This is a genomic window from Sulfurimonas sp. NW7 (genome assembly GCF_051132265.1).
GTDB classification, from domain to species: domain Bacteria; phylum Campylobacterota; class Campylobacteria; order Campylobacterales; family Sulfurimonadaceae; genus Sulfurimonas; species Sulfurimonas hydrogeniphila.
Genome location: NZ_CP093235.1, coordinates 1,238,037 through 1,260,478, shown reverse-complemented (window position 1 = coordinate 1,260,478; position 22,442 = coordinate 1,238,037). Strand labels below are relative to the sequence as shown.

At 35.5% G+C, this 22,442-nt stretch carries 26 protein-coding genes; 25 read left to right on the top strand and 1 reads right to left on the bottom strand.

The genetic code is table 11. The annotated features are described in order from the left end of the window. Positions 1-33: 33 nt before the first annotated feature. From MLC35_RS06610 to MLC35_RS06585, 6 genes are all read left to right on the top strand, one after another. Positions 34-1,884, top strand: coding sequence for an EAL domain-containing protein (locus MLC35_RS06610; protein ID WP_434636263.1), 1,851 nt, complete (start codon positions 34-36; stop codon positions 1,882-1,884). A gap of 106 nt (positions 1,885-1,990) precedes the next feature. Next, positions 1,991-2,239 (top strand): RNA-binding S4 domain-containing protein, encoded by a 249-nt coding sequence (locus MLC35_RS06605; protein WP_151900218.1) that lies wholly within the window; start codon positions 1,991-1,993, stop codon positions 2,237-2,239. After that, positions 2,236-3,222 (top strand): anthranilate phosphoribosyltransferase, encoded by a 987-nt coding sequence (trpD, locus tag MLC35_RS06600; RefSeq protein ID WP_151900219.1) that lies wholly within the window; start codon positions 2,236-2,238, stop codon positions 3,220-3,222. Before MLC35_RS06605 ends, trpD begins: the two co-directional genes overlap by 4 nt. After that, positions 3,219-3,635 (top strand): tRNA (adenosine(37)-N6)-threonylcarbamoyltransferase complex ATPase subunit type 1 TsaE, encoded by a 417-nt coding sequence (gene tsaE, locus MLC35_RS06595; protein WP_151900220.1) that lies wholly within the window; start codon positions 3,219-3,221, stop codon positions 3,633-3,635. Before trpD ends, tsaE begins: the two co-directional genes overlap by 4 nt. Beyond that, complete coding sequence (lptB, locus tag MLC35_RS06590; protein WP_151900221.1) at positions 3,623-4,345, top strand: LPS export ABC transporter ATP-binding protein; 723 nt, start codon at positions 3,623-3,625, stop codon at positions 4,343-4,345. Before tsaE ends, lptB begins: the two co-directional genes overlap by 13 nt. A 14-nt stretch (positions 4,346-4,359) precedes the next feature. Beyond that, entirely contained in the window at positions 4,360-5,631 is a 1,272-nt protein-coding gene (locus MLC35_RS06585) for an RNA polymerase factor sigma-54 (protein WP_434636260.1), read from the top strand. Positions 5,632-5,655: 24 nt separating this feature from the next. Here MLC35_RS06585 and MLC35_RS06580 read toward each other — a convergent pair whose 3' ends face one another. Further along, positions 5,656-5,889 carry a hypothetical protein gene (locus tag MLC35_RS06580; protein WP_151900223.1) on the bottom strand — a complete coding sequence of 78 codons (234 nt, stop codon included), beginning with the start codon at positions 5,887-5,889 and terminating at the stop codon, positions 5,656-5,658. A gap of 150 nt (positions 5,890-6,039) precedes the next feature. Here MLC35_RS06580 and MLC35_RS06575 point away from each other — a divergent pair, with 150 nt between their 5' ends. The 19 genes from MLC35_RS06575 to MLC35_RS06485 all read left to right on the top strand — a co-directional run bounded on the left by MLC35_RS06575 (position 6,040) and on the right by MLC35_RS06485 (position 22,369). Next, positions 6,040-6,327 (top strand): hypothetical protein, encoded by a 288-nt coding sequence (locus MLC35_RS06575; protein WP_346388816.1) that lies wholly within the window; start codon positions 6,040-6,042, stop codon positions 6,325-6,327. Then, complete coding sequence (locus tag MLC35_RS06570; RefSeq protein ID WP_434636257.1) at positions 6,297-7,070, top strand: patatin-like phospholipase family protein; 774 nt, start codon at positions 6,297-6,299, stop codon at positions 7,068-7,070. Before MLC35_RS06575 ends, MLC35_RS06570 begins: the two co-directional genes overlap by 31 nt. Continuing rightward, complete coding sequence (locus MLC35_RS06565; protein ID WP_418640368.1) at positions 7,067-7,618, top strand: YqiA/YcfP family alpha/beta fold hydrolase; 552 nt, start codon at positions 7,067-7,069, stop codon at positions 7,616-7,618. The genes MLC35_RS06570 and MLC35_RS06565 overlap by 4 nt, the downstream gene beginning before the upstream one ends. 83 nt (positions 7,619-7,701) lie before the next feature. Next, the gene (gene gspG, locus MLC35_RS06560; RefSeq protein ID WP_151900226.1) at positions 7,702-8,133 is read left to right on the top strand and encodes a type II secretion system major pseudopilin GspG; all 432 of its coding nucleotides are present in this window, start codon (positions 7,702-7,704) and stop codon (positions 8,131-8,133) included. Between the two features lie 12 nt (positions 8,134-8,145). Next, a complete protein-coding gene (locus tag MLC35_RS06555; protein ID WP_418640367.1) occupies positions 8,146-8,664 on the top strand; it encodes a type II secretion system protein in 519 nt (172 codons plus the stop codon). Continuing rightward, positions 8,661-9,875: a type II secretion system F family protein gene (locus MLC35_RS06550; RefSeq protein ID WP_418640366.1), complete on the top strand. Its 1,215-nt coding sequence runs from the start codon at positions 8,661-8,663 to the stop codon at positions 9,873-9,875. Before MLC35_RS06555 ends, MLC35_RS06550 begins: the two co-directional genes overlap by 4 nt. Next, positions 9,876-10,787, top strand: coding sequence for a hypothetical protein (locus MLC35_RS06545; protein WP_434636255.1), 912 nt, complete (start codon positions 9,876-9,878; stop codon positions 10,785-10,787). Next, positions 10,771-11,694, top strand: a complete 924-nt coding sequence (locus tag MLC35_RS06540) for a hypothetical protein (protein ID WP_434636253.1) — start codon at positions 10,771-10,773, stop codon at positions 11,692-11,694. Before MLC35_RS06545 ends, MLC35_RS06540 begins: the two co-directional genes overlap by 17 nt. Then, the gene (locus MLC35_RS06535; protein ID WP_434636251.1) at positions 11,691-12,098 is read left to right on the top strand and encodes a hypothetical protein; all 408 of its coding nucleotides are present in this window, start codon (positions 11,691-11,693) and stop codon (positions 12,096-12,098) included. The genes MLC35_RS06540 and MLC35_RS06535 overlap by 4 nt, the downstream gene beginning before the upstream one ends. Then, positions 12,092-12,625 carry a hypothetical protein gene (locus MLC35_RS06530; protein ID WP_434636249.1) on the top strand — a complete coding sequence of 178 codons (534 nt, stop codon included), beginning with the start codon at positions 12,092-12,094 and terminating at the stop codon, positions 12,623-12,625. Before MLC35_RS06535 ends, MLC35_RS06530 begins: the two co-directional genes overlap by 7 nt. Continuing rightward, complete coding sequence (locus tag MLC35_RS06525; protein WP_434636247.1) at positions 12,609-13,421, top strand: hypothetical protein; 813 nt, start codon at positions 12,609-12,611, stop codon at positions 13,419-13,421. Before MLC35_RS06530 ends, MLC35_RS06525 begins: the two co-directional genes overlap by 17 nt. Continuing rightward, the gene (locus MLC35_RS06520) at positions 13,408-15,264 is read left to right on the top strand and encodes a secretin N-terminal domain-containing protein (protein WP_434579705.1); all 1,857 of its coding nucleotides are present in this window, start codon (positions 13,408-13,410) and stop codon (positions 15,262-15,264) included. Before MLC35_RS06525 ends, MLC35_RS06520 begins: the two co-directional genes overlap by 14 nt. Further along, on the top strand, positions 15,264-16,772 hold the full coding sequence (locus MLC35_RS06515) for a GspE/PulE family protein (protein WP_434636245.1): 1,509 nt from the start codon (positions 15,264-15,266) through the stop codon (positions 16,770-16,772). The genes MLC35_RS06520 and MLC35_RS06515 overlap by 1 nt, the downstream gene beginning before the upstream one ends. Next, positions 16,747-17,241: a type IV pilus modification PilV family protein gene (locus MLC35_RS06510; protein ID WP_346388805.1), complete on the top strand. Its 495-nt coding sequence runs from the start codon at positions 16,747-16,749 to the stop codon at positions 17,239-17,241. The genes MLC35_RS06515 and MLC35_RS06510 overlap by 26 nt, the downstream gene beginning before the upstream one ends. After that, a complete protein-coding gene (locus MLC35_RS06505) occupies positions 17,238-17,741 on the top strand; it encodes a PulJ/GspJ family protein (RefSeq protein ID WP_418640360.1) in 504 nt (167 codons plus the stop codon). The genes MLC35_RS06510 and MLC35_RS06505 overlap by 4 nt, the downstream gene beginning before the upstream one ends. Further along, positions 17,731-18,447, top strand: coding sequence for a heparan-alpha-glucosaminide N-acetyltransferase (locus MLC35_RS06500; RefSeq protein WP_418640359.1), 717 nt, complete (start codon positions 17,731-17,733; stop codon positions 18,445-18,447). Before MLC35_RS06505 ends, MLC35_RS06500 begins: the two co-directional genes overlap by 11 nt. 156 nt (positions 18,448-18,603) lie before the next feature. After that, positions 18,604-19,035 carry a CoA-binding protein gene (locus MLC35_RS06495; RefSeq protein ID WP_151901512.1) on the top strand — a complete coding sequence of 144 codons (432 nt, stop codon included), beginning with the start codon at positions 18,604-18,606 and terminating at the stop codon, positions 19,033-19,035. A gap of 2 nt (positions 19,036-19,037) precedes the next feature. After that, positions 19,038-20,240, top strand: a complete 1,203-nt coding sequence (ilvA, locus tag MLC35_RS06490; protein ID WP_346388804.1) for a threonine ammonia-lyase — start codon at positions 19,038-19,040, stop codon at positions 20,238-20,240. Positions 20,241-20,242: 2 nt separating this feature from the next. Continuing rightward, positions 20,243-22,369 carry a WD40 repeat domain-containing protein gene (locus MLC35_RS06485; RefSeq protein WP_434636242.1) on the top strand — a complete coding sequence of 709 codons (2,127 nt, stop codon included), beginning with the start codon at positions 20,243-20,245 and terminating at the stop codon, positions 22,367-22,369. Positions 22,370-22,442: the final 73 nt, after the last annotated feature.

The window sequence follows — 22,442 nt, the reverse complement described above, 5'->3', positions numbered from 1 at the left end:
AAATGATAAGAAACCTGCAAAGAGAGATATGTTTTGACAACGAATGATAATATTAGTTTTTATAATTTTATGCATAAGCAGATACTTGTTGTTATTTTATTGTTTTTAGGAACAGGTCCCGGATATATAGTCATGGGATATCTTTACTCTTCAATTATTGTCGAAATACTTTGGTTTGTCCTTTTTTTACTGCTTTCAGTCTGGGGATGGAAGCTGTATAGAAATTATTCGAGAAAGATGACTATATCACAAAAAGACAGATGGCTTGAAAAAGTAAAATATTTTATGTTTATATATTTTTCCTTATGGACAATAATGTTTTTATACTATATTTCAAAAGATGCCATCAGTGCACATTATATAGCTATTGCAACACAACTCGGCAGTGCGGTAGTCGCGGCAACTATTTTAGCTTCACAGAAAAAGCTGGTAGTAGCAACAGTTTCGTTTTTAATGCTTCCGCTTGTTGTCTACTTCATAGCAATTGGAGAACTTTATTCGTATATTCTTGCATTTTTCACTGTTGTGTTGAGTATGGTTCTTTTATATGCTGCAAAAAATACACATGCCTATTTGTTAAAAAGCAGGTTTCAGGCATATCATGATTATTTGACAGGACTTGGAAACAGACGTTATTTTATAGAGTATCTGGACAGTTCTGTTAGGGAGAACAAAAACAGATATACCTATTTGCTTTTAATAGATTTGGATTATTTTAAAACAATCAACGATACCCTTGGACATGATATCGGAGATAAACTTCTTGTTGAAGTTTCAGAGCGTTTGACACAGTTGGCTGACAAATACAGTAACATCGTTGCCAGATTGGGTGGAGATGAATTTTGTATTTTAAGCGATGCACTTGAGACGAAAGAGAAATGCCTTGCGCAGGCAAAAGAATTTTCAAATAAAATTCTACACACAATAAAAGAGACCTATTTTATAGAAGACAGCACGCTTCACATTAGTGCAAGTATAGGGGTGAGTATCATAAACAACCCAAAACTCAATGCCCATGATTTTTTAAAAGAAGCAGACATTGCAATGTATGAAGTTAAAAGTGCGGGCAGAGATGATGTTGTCATATTTAATGATGCACTGTGCAAAATTATAGAAAATAAATTACATGTAGAAAGACTGCTGCATTTTGCCATAGAAAAAAATGAAATATATCTGCAATACCAACCCCAAATAAGCTGTAAAAATAAAATTATCGGCTGTGAAGTGCTTGCAAGGTGGAAAAGTGCCACACTCGGTCAGGTGAGTCCTGAAGTGTTTATCGGCGTTGCTGAGAGTACCGGTTATATTATAGAGTTAGGAGAATATATTTTGGAAGAAGCTATAAAAACTCTGCAAAGATGGGAAAGTATCGGAATGCATCTGCATCAAATGTCGATTAACATTAGTGTAAGGCAGCTTTTAAACAAAGATTTTATTGCTATAGTTGAACGTCTTCTTCGTCAGTACAATGTGTCCGGCTTTCATACAAAACTGATTTTTGAAATTACTGAAACGAGTACATCTCAGGACTTAAAAAGACTGATTGTCACAATCAATGCGCTCAAAAAACACAATATCCATTTTTCTATAGATGATTTTGGTACGGGTTATTCATCATTAAGCTATATCCGTGATATTCCCGTAACTGAGTTAAAAATAGATCAGTCTTTTATAGCAGAACTTGACAACAGGCAACAGGCATCTTTAGTGAAGAGTATTATTGATATTTCAAAAAATCTGCATCTCACAACAGTAGCCGAAGGTGTTGAAACACAGGAACAAAGAGACTTTTTGGAAAAAATAGAGTGTGATTTGTATCAGGGATATCTTTTTTCCAAACCGCTGTTAAGCGAAGATTTTGAAAAACTGATGCGAAATAATTAATAATGCAAAAAATGTTCCAACTTCTTTCTTCTCTTACATTATTTTCAGTTTGATTTGTCTACAATAAACAAACTATAAATGAGTAAAAAAACAATAAAGATAAAAAATGAGAATAGATAAATTTTTAAATTCGGTAAATATTACAAAAAGACGTTCTGTTGCACAGGATATGATTAGTAACGGAGTAGTAGAGATAAACGGTGTGGTTGCAAAGGCGAGTAAAAATGTGGAAGTCGGCAGCATTATTACTGTAAACTATCTTAATGAATCAAAAAAGTATGAAGTGCTGCAAATTCCTACAACAAAATCAACGCCAAAATCTCTGCAAGATCAGTATATAAAGGAGATTTCATGACATATGAGGAAGCTTTAGTCAAATTTACTTCACTTTTTCAACATGAAATGAGTGATGCACAGATGCGTGAGTTTTTACTCAGTATACGACTTGATGCAAGTACTCCTGTGGAAGTGATTGCCGCTGCTGCACAGGTTATGCGCAGTTTTGCCGTTGCTTTGCCTGTTTCTGATGAACTCAGAGAAAATGCGCTTGATATTGTCGGAACAGGCGGTGACAAAATAGGCAGTTTCAACATCTCCTCAACAGTAGCGCTGCTTGCTGCTTCTTGCGGGGCAACCGTTGCAAAGCACGGAAGTCGTTCTATCACTTCAAAAAGCGGCAGTGCCGATATGTTTGAAGCACTGGGTGTTCGGCTTGACTTGAGTATTGAGCAGAGTGCAAAACTTCTTGAAGAGACAGGTTTTACTTTTATGTTTGCACAAAATCATCATCCGGCCATGAAATTCATCGTACCGGTACGTAAAAGCATCCCTGATAAAACCATATTTAACATACTCGGACCTTTGACAAACCCTGCCGGTGTGAAAAAATCAATGCTGGGTGTATTTGACAAAGCTTTTGTACCAAAAATGGCAGAAGCACTTCAGATAAACGGAGCTACATCGGCTTTGGTTGTCAGCTCAAACGAAGGAATGGACGAAATAAGCATCAGTGATGTGACCTATGCGGCTTTACTGCAAGACGGCAAGACACGAGAGTTTATTATTGATCCGCAGGAGTATGGTATTAAAAAAGCACCGCTAGAAGCCATAATGGGTGGCGATGCACTCAAAAATGCAAATATTTTACGAGCTGTTTTTGATGAAAAAGCAACAGATGCCCAGCGTGATATAGTGCTTATAAATACTGCAGCATCGTTGATGGTAGGAGATTTGGCCCGAGATATACAAGATGGACTGGAAATGGCAAGAGAAGCCCTTGCAAAAGCAAGACCGAAAGTAAAATTAAAACAAATCATAGAAACATCAAACAAGTTATGAAAAAAACATATACATATAGACTGGAAGAGTTAGACTCTTTGGCAGACAGAATTATGAGTCAACTACAAGAAGGTGTTATTATTTTAAAAGGCGATTTGGCTGCAGGCAAAACGACTTTGGTAAAAAATATAGCAAAAAAACTCGGATTGAGTGAAGATGTGACATCGCCTACTTTTTCACTGCAGCAATGTTATGGGGAAAAACTATTTCATTATGATATTTACAATCACGGGCTTGATCATTTTATCTCTTTGGGAATGCTTGAAGAGTTGGAAAAACCGGGTCTGCATTTTATAGAGTGGGGAAGTGATGAATTGGTGGATATTTTAGTCTCTGCCGGCATTGAAACAGTGACAATAGAGATAGAAAAAATTTCAGATGATGCAAGAGAGTATACAATATGCACACATTAAAAGCAACAGACTTAAAAAAGAAAATTAAAGATTTGGAAATAGTAAAAAGTATAAGTCTTGAAGTCAACAGCGGTGAGGTTGTAGGACTGCTTGGACCGAACGGAGCAGGAAAGACAACCACTTTTTATATGATTTGCGGTTTGGTAGAAGCAACAGAGGGGAAAGTCTATTTTGACGGAGAAGATCTTATCGGGATGCCCTTACATGAAAGAGCACTCAAAGGTATAGGTTATTTACCGCAGGAAGCTTCGATTTTTAAAGATTTGAGTGTTGAAGACAATTTAATGATAGCGGCTGAAGTCGGTATAAAAGGTAAAGCAGAACAAGAAGCACGCATTGTGGAACTGCTTGATATGTTCAATATTGAGCCTATACGATACAGAAAGGGAATCAGTCTCAGCGGCGGGGAACGTCGCCGTGTTGAAATTGCCCGTGCGCTTGTAAACAAACCAAAGTTTTTGTTGCTGGATGAACCTTTTGCCGGAGTTGATCCTATTGCCGTTATGGATATACAAAAAGTTATACATCAGCTTGTATCATATGACATAGGTGTATTGATAACAGACCATAATGTGCGTGAAACACTGGATGTTTGCGACAGAGTCTATGTTATAAAATCGGGAGAGCTTCTTGCGCAGGGAACCAGTGATGAAATCGGACAAAATGAAGATGTCCGTACGCATTACCTCGGTGAAAGCTTCAAACTTTAGGAATTCATGAAAATATGGGAGCATTAAGACAGACACAGGGAGTTGAAACAAAACATAAACTCTCAAATACCCTGCGTAACTGGCTTCCCATATTGCATTCAAGTCTTTCTGATTTGGGTGAAGCTATGACTCCTTTTGTCGAAGCCAATCCTGTTATAGAAGTGAAATCAGGCTTTGAAGAAGATTTTGAAAAAAAGATTCCAAGAAAAATAATTTCTCGCGGAGTGAGCAACTCCAGAACAGAGCAGATAGAAGCGCTGACTATTCAAAGTCGAACACTTTATGATGTTTTAGATGAGCAAATAGGTGCGCCGCTGTTTCCTACACCTGTTTCACAAAAAGTAGCTTTGTTTGTCATCGAAAATTTGGACGAATATGGCTATTACGACGGTAACACAGAAGAATTTTGCCAAAAAAACAGTATAGACAGAGAAGCTTTTGAAAAGATTCGTCTGCGCTTTTTACATGTAGAACCCGTAGGCATAGGTGCTAAAGATTTGGCTGAGTCATTTTTGTTTCAACTAGACAACAGTGAAATCAGTGACCAGGCATATAGTCTGGCCGTAAAAATCATTAATGACATGCAAAATATTCATGCCTACTCCAAAGAAGAGTCTTTTAACGAGGTTATGCATGTATTGTCAACATTCAAAAATCCGCCAAATATCGAATATCAGGAAGATTCCGCGCAGATCATCCCTGATTTGATGATATATTTTAATGATGAACAGCAGATAGAAGTCAAACTCAATGATGCCTACTATCCTGTGATAAACATAGACACCTCTTATGGCGTTGAGCATGAATTTGTAAGACAAAAAATCAAAGAGGCAAAAAGTTTGGTGGATGCGCTTGATATGAGAAAAGCAACACTTTACAAAGTAGGTTTGATGATCGTCGAATACCAGTATGATTTTTTTACAGGCGGACAAATCATGCCATTGACACTTAAAACTCTGGCTGATGAATTTGGACATAACCCCTCAACTATTTCGCGAGCCATTGCAAACAAATATATAGCATGCGACAGAGGTGTTTTGGCTATGAAAGAGTTCTTTACAACCGCCATTGATGAAGATGTCAGTAATGCTGCCATCAAAGAGTTTCTCGTTGAACTTATTAAGAATGAAAACCATGAAAAGCCTTTGAGTGACATGAAGCTTTTAGCTCTGATAGAAGAAAAATTCAAAGTAAAAATGGTCAGACGTACGATAGCAAAATACAGAAAACAGCTTAATATTGCAGGTTCAAGTGAGAGAAAGAAACTCTACAAACTTGGTATTTAATATATCTCAAAAAAAGAGATATTATTACTCTTTTTCCAAGAAAAGTCTGTACCCGTTTGTTTCATGGGAAGGAACAACTTCTATTAATCTCCATCCTTCTTTATACAAGGCAGACAGTGTTGTCTTGGAGTTTTGAATCTGTGAAATCACATCCGGATTCTTATCTTCTTTGCTTGCCTGCTGTTTAATATCTGATATCTGAATTATTTCAGAGTCCTCGTTGTATAAAACTGCGCAAAAATATATTCGAATTTCCATGGTATTAAACCTCTCTTCTTTTTAGATGAAAATATTATAGCAAAATTTTACGGATCTGCGTTGAAAAAAAGATTTTGGCTCTCTTGTGACCATTTTGTAATATAAAATGATTATACTTGCACAGAGAGATAACAAAGGTTGTATTTGAAAATGCACGAAACTACTACTGTTGCTGTACGGTCTATATTTATTTCGGATATACATCTGGGAACACGTTTTTCAAAAGCAGAGGCTTTATTGGATTATGGAGCTGTTTTGGTGCAACATGCAAAACACAATAACTATGATGGTGCAATTTGCGGCCATATACACAAAGCGGAGATGCATTATATAAAAGGCATCAGGTATTTAAATTGCGGTGACTGGGTTGAGAGCTGTACTGCGATTTTAGAAACATTGGAGGGTGAATGGAAAATTGTCAGTTTCCGCGAGAAATAACTCTTTGTTTGTCCGGAGGTGCAGGTCGCGGAGCATACCATTTGGGCATAGTTTCCATACTGCAGGAGAACGGTGTCAAGATTAAAGCTGTCAGCGGTACAAGCGCAGGTGCTCTGATCGGAGCATCCCTTGCCTGCGGCAAGAGTGCCGCATACATTTTTGAGGTGATACAATCAAAAGAGTTCCGCTCTGTTTTTAAGATCTCTTTGGGTAACGGCTATCTTTTTAAACTTGATCATAATGCGGCAGTTGTTGACAAACTTATAGACAAAGAAAGTTTTGAAACACTTGAGATACCGTTACATGTAACGGCATGTGATGTAGAAAAGGAGCAAGCGATTTATTATGACAGTGGCAAAATTCTTAAAGAAGCAGTTTTGGCATCCTGCTCTATTGCACCCTTGTTCGCTCCGGTGTATGTCAACAAAACACTTGTCGTAGACGGCGGGCTTGTAGACAATTTCCCGGTTGAGAGGCTGCAGCAGTACAATTATCCTATCATTGGAATAAATCTTTTTCCAAAATATAAAAAAGTGCCAAAAACCATACTGGGGTGGATTAAAAAGAATATACATACAGCATGGCAGTCAAAATATGTCAGCAAAAAAGAGCTTTGTTACATGTACCTGTGTAATGAAAAACTGTTGGATATCAAAGTTTTTTCATTTCGGGATATTGGCAAAGCTTATGCAATGGGAAGAGAAGAGATGCAAAAAATTATAAAAGAGAGTAACAAAGTATGATTATTTATATACACGGTTTTGCAAGCAGCGGAGAAGGGTATAAAGCAAAACTTTTTAGAGAATATTTTATAAACAAAAATGAAAAATTTATGGCGCCATCATTGTCATATATCCCTGAATTGGCTATACGGACACTGGAAGAAATTATAAAAAATTCACAAGAAAAAGTCAGTCTGATGGGTTCGTCTTTGGGAGGGTACTATGCAACATATCTTGCACATAAATATAATCTTAAAGCAGTACTGATAAATCCTTCAACCTATCCGTATATTACACTGCAAAAAACACTTGGTTTTATGCAGAGTTTTTATGACGGCAGCTGTTTTGAATGGAAAGAATCTCATCTGCAAATGCTCAAAAAGTATGAAGTACAAGAACCAAAACAGGAGAACTTTATGCTTTTGCTCCAAAAGGGAGATGAAACACTCAACTACAAAGAAGCGGCAGATAAGTTTGATAAAGCAACACTGATTATAGAAGAGGGCGGAAGCCACAGTTTTGACAATATTGAACGCTATTTTGAAAAAACGGAAACGTTTTTACGATAAAAGAACAACAGTGTCAAAGAGGGCAAAAAGTCAATACATTTTTTTGCTATAATAAATAATTAAAAAGAACAAGGTAATAAAGCATGAAAAACAGATCAAAGAGTGGTTTTACGCTCATAGAATTAATGATAGTTATTGTCATCCTGGGACTTTTGGCAGCCATGATAATGCCAAGTCTTACTGGAAAAGGCGAAGAAGCAAAAAGAAAACTGGTGTGTGTACAAATGAAGAGTATTTACAATGGTGCCCTTGATATGTTTAAAATTGACAACAGCAGGTATCCTACTACAGATGAAGGGCTTGAAGCCCTTGTAAAAAACCCGGATCCGCAAAAATATCCCAACTACTCACCGAGTGGGTATTTTAAAGACAATGAGATTCCAAAAGACTCATGGGGGAGAAATTTTATCTATATGAACAATGACGGCAAAGTGGAACTGGTCTCTCTTGGTGCAGATGCAAAAGAGGGCGGAACAAAAGAAGCTGCAGACATAAAACTCAGTCAGTGTAAATAAGAGATACTGTTTTTGAAAAAAGCTTTTACTCTCATTGAACTTATGATAGTCATAGTGATAATGGGAGTTGTTTATACTTTGGTCATAGGCAGTTTTAAAAAGCTCAGTGAAAAAAGTACAAATTTGTCACTTAAAAATTTAAAAGAGTTTTTACAATCTTATCCGCATAAAGAGAGTGCAAAGTTTGTTTGTTTGGATAAGTGCAAGAATTGTTTTGTACTGATAGATGGAAAAAAGCAGGATATAAAGATAAAAAATTTCCTTGATGAGAGTGTACAAGTTTATCGCTATGACTTTGATCTTGGTGCGATGCAAAAAGAGAATACAGGCTATTTTAATCAGGAGAATATTGAAGAAAATGTCTGCTTTTCATATGAAGTGGATGGTGACGGAGTCGGTGATCAGGTACTGGTAGAGTATAAAAACAATGTATATGATTTTACACCCTATTTTGAACCTCCGCAAGTGTACAGCAGTGTAGAAGAAGCAGTAAATGCAAAACAAGATTTAATGACAAAGATAATACAATGATATTTAAGTACAGCGGAATTGACGAGTTTGGTAAAAAAGTATCTGACAAGATTGAAGCTTCTGATTTGGCAGAGGCCAAGAGTAAGATTAAAGCCAAAAAGATTATTTATCAAAAAATCAGTGAAGAAGCCCCGTCATTTTTTGACTCCCTACATTTTTCAAGAAAATACCGAATAAGTACAAAAGAGTTGTCCGGACTTTCCCGTGAACTTGCCATGTATATCCGTTCCGGTATCAGTATAGTGTCTGCACTGAAAATTGTGCAGACACATTATGAAAACAACAAAAAGATGAAACTCTTTTTATCTACAGTGAGTACACATCTGAATGAGGGAAAAGATTTTTACTCAGCACTTGAAGCGCAAAAGGTAGTGGTGCTTCCGGAATTTTTCAAGTACTCGATAAAAGTCAGTGAAAACGGGGGTGTTTTGGATGAAGTGCTTTTGGAACTTTCAAAATTTTTAAAAGAACAGGAACGCATTAAAAAAGAGATAAAAAGTGCTTTTGCCTACCCTTCTTTTATGATAATTGTTTCTTTGCTTATGATTGCTTTTATGCTGACCTTTGTGGTGCCGCAGATTACAGGAATATTTGTCAATATGCATCAGGAACTGCCTACACCTACAAAAGTAGTCATTGCAGCAGGAACATTTTTTCAAAATAATTTTAAAATCATTTTGGCATCACTGTTTGCCGGTATTGTCATATTTATATCTGCACGCAAGAAAAGCCGCTCTTTTGCGTACGGGGTCGATAAACTGCTGTTAAAACTTCCGTATTTCGGAGAGATTATACAAAAAAGCGAATTGGCACGCTTCTCTTATATGGCATCTTTGCTGGTCCGCTCGGGTGTCCCTTTTGTGCGTACTATAAATCTCGGGACAAATATTTTAAACAATCTTGTGCTCAAAGAGCTGTTTACAACTGCTTCAAAGAAAGTGGTAGAAGGAAAACTGCTTTCAAATGCACTCAATGAATCAGATATAAAGATTGATTATGCTTTTATCCAGTCTATAGCTTTGGGAGAAGAGACGTCAGAACTTGAAACAATTTTGCATAATGTTTCAGAACTCTATTTTGAAGAGAATCGTGACAAAATTTCTCTGCTGTTAACTTTGCTTGAACCTGCTCTTATGCTCTTTGTCGGTGGATCTATCGGATTTATAGTTTCTGCTATGTTGTTGCCAATTTTTTCTATGAGTATTCAATAAATGTTTAAAAAAAATGCAATAGCCCTTTTGATAACGATGTTTTTCATTATGGCAATTACAGTTACAATAGGGGTATCACTCGGACATATCAACAGTGCAAAAGAGAATCTTTCCTCTGAGAAATTTTTACTGCAAACTACTGCTGTTTTGGATGATATGCTGAAAATTTTAAAAGAGACTCCCGAACTTGATGATATAAACGACACACAGACTTTTCGTGCATTTTTATTGCAATACAGCACAGTTGTCCCGTTAAGTACGGATATAATGGTAGAGGTAAAGCTGGAGAGTGCCCGATCTAAATTTAATTTTAATGCACTTAAAAAGAACATAGCTGAAGGGGAGAGTGCACTGAAGAATGCACTTATCGGTTATTTTAATGCAAAAATGATCAACAGTGAGTATCTTTATCTCCTTGAAGATTTAACAGGCGGTATAAAAGAAGACGGAATGTATAACAGTGCTCTGTTTGATGAGAATCCTTATCTGTTTAGAGACTATATAAGTTCTGACGAACAGATAAAAGAGTTAAATGAGTATTATAAAAAAACCTATCATGATAACAGCGTTGAAGATATAAATCTGCATAAAATCTTTAATTTTGGAAATTATAAAAATTCTTCTTATGTGATTGATTTAAACTTTGTAAACAGGGATGTTTTTAATATAATGTCAGGGAACTATTATGAGCAGGAAAACACTGCTGCAGAAGATGATAATTTTTTTGTGGACTGTGACAAATTGACGGCAGAAGAGAAAGAAGACCTGAAAAGAAAATTTAATGCAAGTTGTGATTTGCAAAAAATTATAACAGTGACGCTTTTGGTTACACAGGGCAAACAAAATGCTGAAATAAAATTTGAATACAATATAAAAACCAAAAAAGGATCAAACTTTGTTTACAAAATTTAAAAATAATTACAAAACAATTTTGTTGGATCCTTTTATGGAACCAGTGCAGACTGAAGAAAAAATAAATGTTGTTTTATCTCCGTCTTTATACTGGGTAAAGAAAATTTCTTTACCTGTGAAATATATAAGGGAAGTAAAAAAACTGCTTCCTTCCATTTTTGAAGATATTCTGCCTGAGGGTCACTACAGCTACTATGCCTATAAAGAAAATGACGAGTATATAGTTTTTGCCTATGAAGATAAAATGATTCTGGAGCTGATGGCACAAAAAGAAATATCTCCTTCAAATGTTGTCAATATCTATTTTGCGCAGAGTGAATTTTCTTCCTTGGAAGGAGCCTGTAGAGTAAATGAAAAACAGGCACTTGTAGTGAAAAACGGTATAGTGATTCTTGTACCGGATTTTTGGATAAAAGAAGCAGATATCCTTAAACCGGATGATTTTAAACCATCCGGTCATGCTATAGTTTTACAGCAGTTTAATCATATTCTCAAAAAGTCCAGTTTTTATAAGATTGGTTTTGTTCTGTTGTTTATCACAGGTATAGTTTTCGGAGAATGGCTTATTACCATGGATAAGGCAGCCACGCTTGAAGATCAAAGGAATGCCGTATTTGCAAAATATAATTTAAAGCCTACCATGATGCAAAATCAGGCTATTCATGCAGAACTGAATAAAATATACGAAAAACAGATGAAACTGAGAGAATATATAGGATATTTTCTCAAAATGCATCTTGCAAAAAATGAAAAAATTTCTTACATAGGATTTGATTCCAAAGTGTTAACAGTGATTATAAAAGATGTTACACAGAGTAAAAAAATTATAGAAGCATTGAAACGTAAAGGTATTCATGCTAAAACCCAATTAAAAAATTCAGTACTGACTTTGGAGATAACTTTATGAACCGCTTAAATCCTCTTTACGTTGGCATCTTTTTACTTTTGCTTTTACTGTTTTTTGTTTTGAAGCTCATAGATGCAAAAAAAGAGCTCCATCAGGAAAAAATTCTCTATGAAAAAACACTGAAAGTTTCTTTAGACACGAGTGCTTTAAAAAAAGCATTTGCCAACAAAGAAAAAGAAAAAAAGGAGATTCTGCATATATTGTCCAACCCTGTTTTAAAGAGTTCCAAGATAAAAAAAGAGATAACAAATTCAGGAATATACATCAGTTCTCAAAACATGGATATAAAAGCTTTGAATTTTTTAATGGGCAAAATTCTCAATACAACATTTAACATAACAATGCTGAAAATAAAAAGAATCAGCGAGAGCAAATCAACGCTGGAGGTGAAGATAAAATGGTAAAAAAACTGGTTTTATTCCTGTTGTATGTCCTGTTTTTTATGATGGCATTTATCTATTTTTCTCCCAAAGTAAATATATACTATTTTGCTGAAGAGCAACTGCAAAAAAAAGGTATTGTTCTGAATGATGAGACTCTCAGTGATGAAGGTTTTACGCTTGAAATAAAAAATGCTGTTTTATATGTTAAAACACTCGAAACTGCAAAAATACAAAAGATAAAACTGAATCTTTTTCTTTTGTATAACAGTGTAGAGGTTGAAGGTTTAGTCTTATCCGATATGGCATCAGGATTTATACCTTTACATGTAAAGAGTCTGTATCTTGTCTATACTGTATTTGATCCTTTACATGTAACGGGAAAATGCAGTGGTGAGTTTGGAGAGGCTGATATTAATATCGACCTTGTCAAGAGAACTTTGAAGGTTTTGATAAAACCTTCCAAAAAAATGTTGACTCATTATCGTACAACACTGCGAAATTTGAAAAAAGATAAAAACGGAGGCTTCATTTATGAACAAAGTCTCTAATTCTAAGATGTTGCAAATCATTACAAAATTGTTGATTTTAATAGCTCTTTCCAAACTGCTTGCGCTCGTGCTGTTATGGTATTTGCCAAGCAATGGTATAGATGTAAAGATAAAAAAGAATTATCGTCCGGCATATCAAAGAGTAAATTTTACAAATATGCTTACTCCTTTGCATACAAATACCAAGGGGTATAAAAAAACAAATGAAACGGGTACGCACAGAAGTATTACCGACATGACTCTGATCGGTCTTTATGGTTCTAAAAATTATGGATATGCCATAGTGGCAATGAAATCGAATTTGAAAAAAACTTCAATTATCGGAGTGGGTGAAACGTATAATGGCTATACTTTGAAAGAAATCAATAACGATAATGTTGTTTTTACAAAAGACGGCAAAAACTATATACTGTATTTTGTCAAACAAAAAATTAAAGATGTAAGTATAAACCGGGTCACGCATAATGAAACAGATAATGGTGTGACAAATATATCAAGGCAGGATATAAAGTTTTTTGAAAAAAATCCTCAAAAGATTTGGAAACAAATTGCCATAAAGGAAGTCATGGAAGATGGAAAAATTAAAGGTTTTAAGATAATGAAAATAAATAAAAATTCAAAATTTGCAGCACTCGGGTTGCAAAAAGGTGATATTGTCATTAAAGCAAACAATATTGATTTGACATCATATAAAGCAGTGATGAATATATATAAAAATGTAAACAAATTAAGCGAAATAAGCTTGGTTGTTTTAAGAAATAACACAGAAAAGGAATTGATATATGAAATTCATTAAGCACATAGGATTGATACTACTTTTAACATTCTCTCTTCAGGCAAGAGAACAGGTGAATGTTAACTTTTCAAATTTGGCCATTGATGATTTTGTAAAACTGGTAGCAAAAATTACACATAAAAATATTTTAATGAATTATAAAATAAACGGAAGTGTCAATCTTGTAAGTTCTGCACCTATCTATGATGATGAATTGATGGGGATGCTGGTTTCTGTTTTACAGTCAAAAGGCTACTCTCTGGCACGTAATGGGTCTTATTATGAAATTGTCCGCTCTTCTGAGGTTGCAAGATCTAATGCGGATGTTGTCAAACCAAACCAAAAAGTATCCGGATCTTTAATGGTAACCCAGGCTGTTAAAGTAGAGGGTGAAAATGTAGATATTATAGCGGCAAAGATTCGTTATCTTATTTCAAAAACTGCAAAACTGATGACATTAAAAGAGAGCAATACGATCTTGATAACTGATTATCCAAAAAATATAGAAACCATTAAAAAAATAATCAAAGATATTCAAATAACAAACAACTCTATTGTAAAACTGGTATATATAAAACATGCAGATGCCGGAAAACTTCAGGCTCGTTTGTTGGATATAAGCAAGTCAATATTTAATCCTAAAGTCGTTTCGGACAAAGTCAATATCATTTTTGATGAAAATATAAACGGTTTGATTGTTATCGGAAATAAAAAGAATGTAGCAAAAATTGAAGATTTGGCGAAAAAACTTGATGTAGAGTCAAACATTAGCCGGTCAGTTGAAATTTACAGTCTTAAAAACTCTGATGCAAAGAATGTTATCAAAACCCTAAAAGAGATTATTTCTGATAAAACATATCAAGGGCTTACCACAAAACCGAATATCTCTTCGAGCGAAGAGATCAATGCCATCATCGCAGTTGCTGATCCTGAGATACTCAAAGGAATCAAGGTTATTATTGATGCACTGGACAAGGAAAAATACCAGGTATATGTTCAGGCAAGAATTATTAATATCAATAAAAACAATGCCGAAAGTTTAGGAATGAAATATGGTTTTGCAGCAGGAGATGTTTCAGCATCCGGACTTTATGCAATGAGTGCAAATTTTGGTGATGCTAATTTGCAAAATCTGGCATCAACACAGATTATCAATTATCTCGGTGCTATTGGCTCTGGCGCAAAAAGCGCATTGGCTCTTGGGGCAACACTTGATTTTTTACAAAGTCACGGCGCATCAAAAACAATATCAAATCCTTCAATTCTCTGTGTCAACAATAAACAATCTTCCATCTATGTCGGTAAAACCATTTCTATAATATCCGGTGCAACAACAAATGCTGTTTCGGGGGTGACAAACAACTATAAAAGAGAAAATATCGGTCTGACATTACGAATCAAACCCAGAGTATCCTCAAACGACAAGGTAACTTTGGATGTTGAAGCGTCTTTGGAGAATATTTTAAGCTCTGATGCAGCGGGACAGCCTGTTACGTCAAAGCAAGAGGTGAAGACACAGGCGATTTTAAGAAGCGGCGAAAGCATTATCATCGGCGGTCTTGTAAAATCCCTTGACAGAAAAACAAAAACAAAAGTTCCTTTGCTGGGTGATATTCCAATGATAGGAGAGTATCTTTTTTCATCTACTGAAACAATTAAAGAACAGGATAACTTAGTAGTCATTCTGACTCCTTATGTCATAGACAAAAGTGAAGAACTTTCAAAACTGCAAAGAGACCTGGGTGTTCTTTCAAGTGTGCAAAAAGAGTATAATGAAAAAATCTTTAAAAAGATAATGAGTAAAAAAAATGAAAAGATACAAAAGAATACAGAACCTGCAGTGCATGTCAAAGGTGTCTATTAATGCTCAATACAGAAGTGCTTCATGATTTACATTTACAGGTATGTGAACCTGAGGGTATACCAACGGAGATCAGTGTTAAAAACTATCTTCTTTTTAGTAAAACAGAAGAAGAAGTCATTGCATGTGTCTGTGAAAGATATTTGGTTGAAGCGAGTAATTATTATACAAAACTAGAAATCAAATATCCTCTCAAGATGCTTGATGAAGACTCGTATGACAGGCTTTATAACCGTTTTTTGGAACTTCGAACAGACAAAGCAATAGAGACAATGCAGGAAGATTCTTCAGAAGAGAATGAACAAGAAGACATCTCTCTGACCGATTTTTTAAGAACGTCGAGTGACATTTTAACGAGTGAAGAATCAGCACCCATTATCAAGTTTGTCAATGCACTTTTTTATCAGGCTGTCAAAAAAAGAGCTTCGGATATCCATATAGAGGTCAAAGAGAAGAGCGGTGAAGTCCGATTTCGTATAGACGGAATGCTGAGTAAAAATGCAGATTTGGACAAAAAAGTTGTCAGTCTTATCATCAGCCGTATTAAAGTTATTTCAAATTTGGATATTTCGGAGAAACGTATTCCCCAAGACGGAAGAACACAGATAAAAATTGCAGGCGAGATATTGGATATCAGGGTTTCGGTACTGCCTACTTTTTATGGAGAAAGAGTTGTTATGCGTATTTTAATGCAAAGTTCACAAATACCGCAGATAACAGAGCTTGGATTTCATCAGGATATGATTGAAAAGATCAAAAGTCTGTTACGCCTTTCACACGGAATTATTTTAGTGACCGGACCGACAGGGAGTGGTAAAACAACATCTTTGCACTCTTTCCTGCGAGAAGTGGAATCTCCTGAAAAAAATCTTATAACCGTTGAAGATCCTGTGGAATATAAATCAGAAAGCATATCGCAGATTCAAGTGAATGAAAAAGTAGGACTCACCTTTGCAAGTGCTCTGCGTTCAATTTTACGCCAGGATCCTGATGTCATAATGATAGGAGAAATCAGAGATGAAGAGACAGCATCTATTGCGGTGCGTGCAGCACTGACAGGGCATCTGGTTTTTTCTACAATTCACACAAATTCTGCATCTGCTACGATATCAAGATTGGTTGATATGGGAATTGCACCGTTTTTAATATCCTCTTCTATTTTAGGTATTTTGGCGCAAAGGCTGGTCCGCATATTATGCCCTGAGTGCAAAGAAGAAGATGTCATAGCTGAAAATTTTGCCGATGACTACAATATCCCAAAAGAGAGCAAAATTTTTAAAGCAAAAGGATGCCCTGCATGTAACTACAGTGGCTACACAGGCAGAAGATCGATAGGAGAACTTTTGATTATGAATGACAAGGTAAAAGATCTTTTAAAAACTACAGCGGATGAGCACAGTATCAAAGAAGCACTGGAAGCTGACGGTTTGCAAAGTATCTCTTTTCAACTCTCCAACATGGTTTTAAATGGAGAAACTTCGCTGGATGAAGCAATCCGTATCGGATTATAAAATGTTTTGTACTGCTACATGTAATCTTCACAGGAGAGCTTTTACATTGATAGAGGTAATGGTAGCAGTGATGATTATTTCAGTGGTAATTATGGCGTTACTGCAAATAAATGCCAACAATACACATATATTTTCTCAGGTGAAAAATCAGGAAACGGCTACGCAATATCTTTCATTGCTTGTAGGAACAAAATATGGCTTTGAAAATGAAAAGATATCTTTAGAAGAGTTGGTTTCAGACTTTGATTTGGATGATGATTTTAGAAGAGAACTCAAACATACAGATATAGAAATAGTGTATCAAACACTGCAGAATATTGACACAAGCATGTTTGATGAATCCGCAAACGAGGAAGAAGATAACGATCCAAATAAAAAAAACAGTGCAGGAACTATCTACGAAACAGGAAGAAGTACATTGAAAACCAAGAACTACTCCTCATCACTGTTACGGTTAAGAATACGATGAAAAAAGCTTTTACATTGATAGAAATGATGATATCTATAACTATTTTATCTATTATGATGGTTTATTTGTACAGAGTCAATGCTTCTGTAAACAAAAGTAATACATTTTATGAAAAACAGGTCAACGGATTTAATTCCCTGAGTCTAAAAAAGAGAGTACTTTTCCTGGACTTGTCTTTAATGCTTTATCAGCAAAACAGTATCGTGCATAATGACAAAAATGAAGATGTCCTCTTTTTGCAAACAACACACTCCCTTCACAGAAGAGTAAACCCTTATGTGACCTATATAGTCAAAAATAAAAAACTTTACAGACTGGAATCATTGCAAAAACCTGTTTATCCGTTATCAGAAGCCGATAAATTTAATGCAGACTGTCTTGGCAGTGTTGATGTCTTCAGAGTTTATAAACAAAAGGATAAAGCAGTTTTTTTAGTCAATTTGAAGTTTGAAGATTCGGACCGTATATTGATGAAGGCAAGGGTTTTAAATGAATACTGAAATGTCCAAGCTGCAAACACGCTATTTTGACTTGGATTTTATCCGTGGAATTGCTATTGTGTTAATGGTTGTTTTTCATTTTTGTTTCGATTTGAATAATTTTCATTTTATAGATATAAATATCTATCATGGAGTTTTTTGGCATTATTTCCGTTATGTCATAGTAAGTCTGTTTCTATTATGTGTCGGAGTGTCACTTTATCTGGTCAATGAAAGCGGTTACAACTTTACAAAAGATTTGAAAAGATTTTTTCTTATTTTTGCGAATGCTATGCTTGTCTCTGCAGCTAGTTATTTTACATTCCCTCACAGTTTTATCTATTTTGGTATCTTGCATTTTATCGCATTTGCTTCTCTTTTAGCACTTGCATTTGTAAAGTTTCCAAAAATTGCTTTGCTTGCAGGGATCACAATTATAGTGTTGAGTTACAATAACACTCTTCATATGCATTGGCTCTATAATATCCTGAAAATGCCACTACATCTGCCAAAGCATCCGGAGGATTTAGTTCCTTTTACTCCGTGGTTTGGTGTTGTTCTTGTTGGTATTTTTATTGGCTGCAAAAAACTTTTTATTTTTAATACAGTACAAAATTATTTTACGAAAAAAGTATCTTTTCTGGGGAAGCATTCACTGCTGATTTATATGATTCATCAACCTGTTCTTTTTGGGACAGTTTTCAGTATGCATGAAATTTTGGAATAGTGTGTGATAAAGCAAAATTTCAATAATTCGGAGTGTAAACTTAATTCACAACTTTATAGTTTTTCGATATAATCTTTTTACAAAAAGCATTTGCTATGTTAATGAGAATGTGTTGTGCAGTATTTTTTTTTGACAAAATATAAAAAAGGTTTGATTATGGAGTGCGAATTTCCTACAGTTAATTCAAATATGGATGAAGTAAAAGAGATTTTTGAGAGTGTTAAAACGATTGCGGTTTTGGGGCTTTCTCCTGATGAGAGCAAAGACAGTCACAGGGTTGCCAAATATCTTCAGGATCAGGGGTATAAAATAATTCCTGTTTATCCAAAAGGAGAGACGATTCTTGGAGAAAAAGTTTATAACTCTTTGGCTGAAATTCCTTTTGCAGTTGACATGGTTGATATTTTCAGAAAACCCGCAGCACTTGATGCCATTGCAGATGCCTGTATAAAACGTGGTGATGTAAAAGTTTTTTGGGCACAAAAAGGTATAGTAAACAATGAAGCCGCTAAAAAAGCACAGGATGCAGGAATGAAAGTTGTACAAAACCAGTGCACTATGGTTGATCATCGAAATCTACAGGGCTGATTTTGATTCCTTTACAAAAAATCAAAGATGCGCATAAACGTATAGAAGAAGTTGTTGTCAACACTCCTTTTTCATATGCTCCATATCTGAGTGAAATTTCCGGATGCAAGGTATATTTGAAAAAAGAGAACCTGCAAATAACAGGAGCATTTAAACTTCGCGGTGCATATAATAAAATAGCCACTTTGACACCACAGCAAAGAGAATGCGGTGTTGTCGCAGCAAGTGCCGGCAATCATGCCCAGGGGGTGGCCTACTCCGCTGCCGCTTTTGATACAAAAGCAGTGATAGTAATGCCGGAATCGACACCGCTTACAAAGATAGACGGAGTAAAACATTTCGGTGCAGAGGTGATTCTTGCTGGCACAAACTATGATGAAGCCTATGCCTATGCAAAGGAGTATGGCGAAAAAAATCATTTGACTTTTGTGCATCCTTTTGAAGATGAAGAGGTGATGGCAGGACAGGGTACTGTAGCCTTGGAAATTCTTGAAAAATGCCAAGAACTTGACGCTGTCCTCATTCCTGTCGGCGGCGGTGGACTTATTGCCGGTATGGCCAGTGCTCTCAAAGCTGTCAACCCCGCTGTAAAAGTAATTGGTGTGAGTGCCAAAGGTGCACCTGCATTTAAAAATTCCTATGATTTAAAAAGAGCTGTTGATTCTACAAGCGTAAGAACGATAGCCGACGGGATAGCAGTACGCGACACTTCTGTGGTTACTCTCAAACATGCCCTTGAGTGTGTGGACGAGATAATAAGTGTAGATGATGAGGAGATAGCAAGTGCCATTTTGTTTTTACTTGAGAAACAAAAACTGGTGGTTGAAGGAGCCGGATCTGTCGGTGTTGCGGCACTACTGCATCATAAACTGGATTATCTAAAAGACAAAAATGTTGCAGTTGTTCTGAGCGGGGGAAATATGGATGTTACGCTCCTTTCTGTCATTATAGAAAAGGGTCTTCTGAAGTCTCATCGCAAAATGAAAATTACCGTCACATTGGTTGACAAGCCGGGTTCTTTGATGCGTTTTACGCAGATACTCCAAGAGTTAAATGCAAATATTGTGCATATTTCTTATGACAGAACGTCCGTATCGCTGGATTACGGAGATGCTAATGTGACCGTGCATATGGAGACAAAAGGAAAGCAGCATCAGGAAGAAATTAAAGAGGCTCTTGTAAAAGAGGGTTATTTGAGAGACTGAAAATGAAAACTGTTAAAAGTCAAAGTATTGTATATCCTGTAATCTTGATAAAAATTTTAAAAGACAAGCGTCTTGTTGTTATAGACTCTAAAACTACTGTAAGGTTTTACGACAAAGACAGCCTGAAAGTGCAAAGCGGATTTAAAGTTAATATTGAACACAAATATTATAAAAATAATGTGGTGGATTACAGCTATGACGGCAATTATTTTGCAACAATGTCAGCAGATGCAAAAGAGTCAAGACTCTATAATGCCCAAACAAAAAAAGCTATTGCCAGAGTTACCAGACACCAGGGGGAAGTTTCCTGTGTCGGTATAGACCCGCTCTCCAGGTATATGTTCTCATGCGGAGAAGACGGCAAAACTTTTGCATTGGATGTTAAAAGCGGAAAGATTGTGTTTACACTTCCCCATCATGCCGATACCATTAATGATGTCTCTTTTTCAAAAAACGGAAACTGGGTAGCCATAGCGAGTTATGACAGAAAAATCACACTGTTTAATCTGGTAACAATGACTCCGAAAGAAAAGTTAAAAGCCCACTCTGCACCAGTTATGAAACTAAAATTTTTTGGCAGAAACAAACTGGTGAGTATTGATAAAAATTCAAAAGCGATTATCTGGAATATATACAGTGGTAAGGTTATTCAAAGATTAGAAGGTATTCATGATGATGTTACTCAGCTTGTAATCAGCGGTGATGAAAAATTTCTGTTTTTAAGTACGAAGTTAGGATATATTTTAGTATATGATTTAAATACATATGAGTTGATAGCACCGAGATTTATAAAGATTACTTCGCCTATTGTCAGTTTGGCTTTTGATGATGAGCATAATCATCTTATTGTTGGAACAGAAGATGGATTCCTGATGTATTATGACATATTTGAAAAAATTGATACATTAAAAAATCTTTTAATGAAACAGGACATAGACGCAATTGAAGAAGAGGTAAAAAAGAATCCTATTTTACGTTATACGGATATATATAATTTAGTTTCAAACCTATGGGAAAACACATTGGAAAAGGCAAAAAAAGCTTTCCAAAACGGGAAAAAAGAACAGGCACTGTTAATGCTCAAAAATTTCATGAAGATTCCCAGCAAAAACAGAGTTATACAAAAACTTGTAAGTGATTATGCTGAGTATGATAAATTTGTACAACTCGCAAAAAACGGAAAACTGGCACTGGCATACAGCCTGGCAAACCAATATCCGGTTTACAAAGAATCAAAAATATATAAACTTTTAGAAGAGAGATGGAAAAAAGATTTGTTTCAGGCACTGAAATATGCTTTGCAGCCAAATCAGATGGAACGTGCCAAAGAGATTTTGGCTCCCTATAGAGGTATCAGCAATAAAACAACTTTTATTCAGGATGTTTTAACAAAGGGTGCAATCTATAAAAGATTCAGAAATGCTCTTGGCAAAAAAGATTTTAAACTGGCATCTGCTCTTGTTCATCAGAACCCTTTTTTAAAGGAGTTTCCGGAGTATGACTCGATGATAAAATATGCCGACACTATCTATATGAAAATCCAAAAACTAGTATATGAAGGTGAAAATATAGCTGCTATGAAACTGATGAATCTGCTCAGTACGTTTACAGATTTTAAAGATGAAGTTGAGCTTATGTTAAAAGAGATACAAAACAAGCAGAAATTTTATGATGCTGTAGAGAGTGGTGATTATCAAACGGCATATAATATGATGGCAGAATATGAAGAGCTCCAGGAAACCAAAGCAGGAGAAAAGCTTCAAAATGAATGGGATGCTGATCTAATTAAAGCAAACAGTTTTGCAGCTGTCGGTGATGTAAACGGGGTAAAAAACATTTTACATAAATATTTTGATATCAGTTCAAAAACGACAGCCTTGGCAACTATATTTGCCTGGACGTATATAAATCAACTCGAAACAGCCATAAGAGAAAAAAGAGATCGCAAAGAGATAGAAAACGGCATTAAAAATTATATTTTAAATTTTGGCATTGACGACCAAATAGAAATATTATTTGAAATATTTAAAAAAAGATACAAAGATACAAAATTGGATATAGAACAGTTAAAAAAAGGTTCGCTCTCTATGTGGCGGCCTTCAATGATTGTAAAATCAATTTTAGATTAATGCTTTAACCTCAATTATAGCTCTCCTGAAGTATAATTAGCGAATTTTTAAAATTATATATTATACAGAGGAG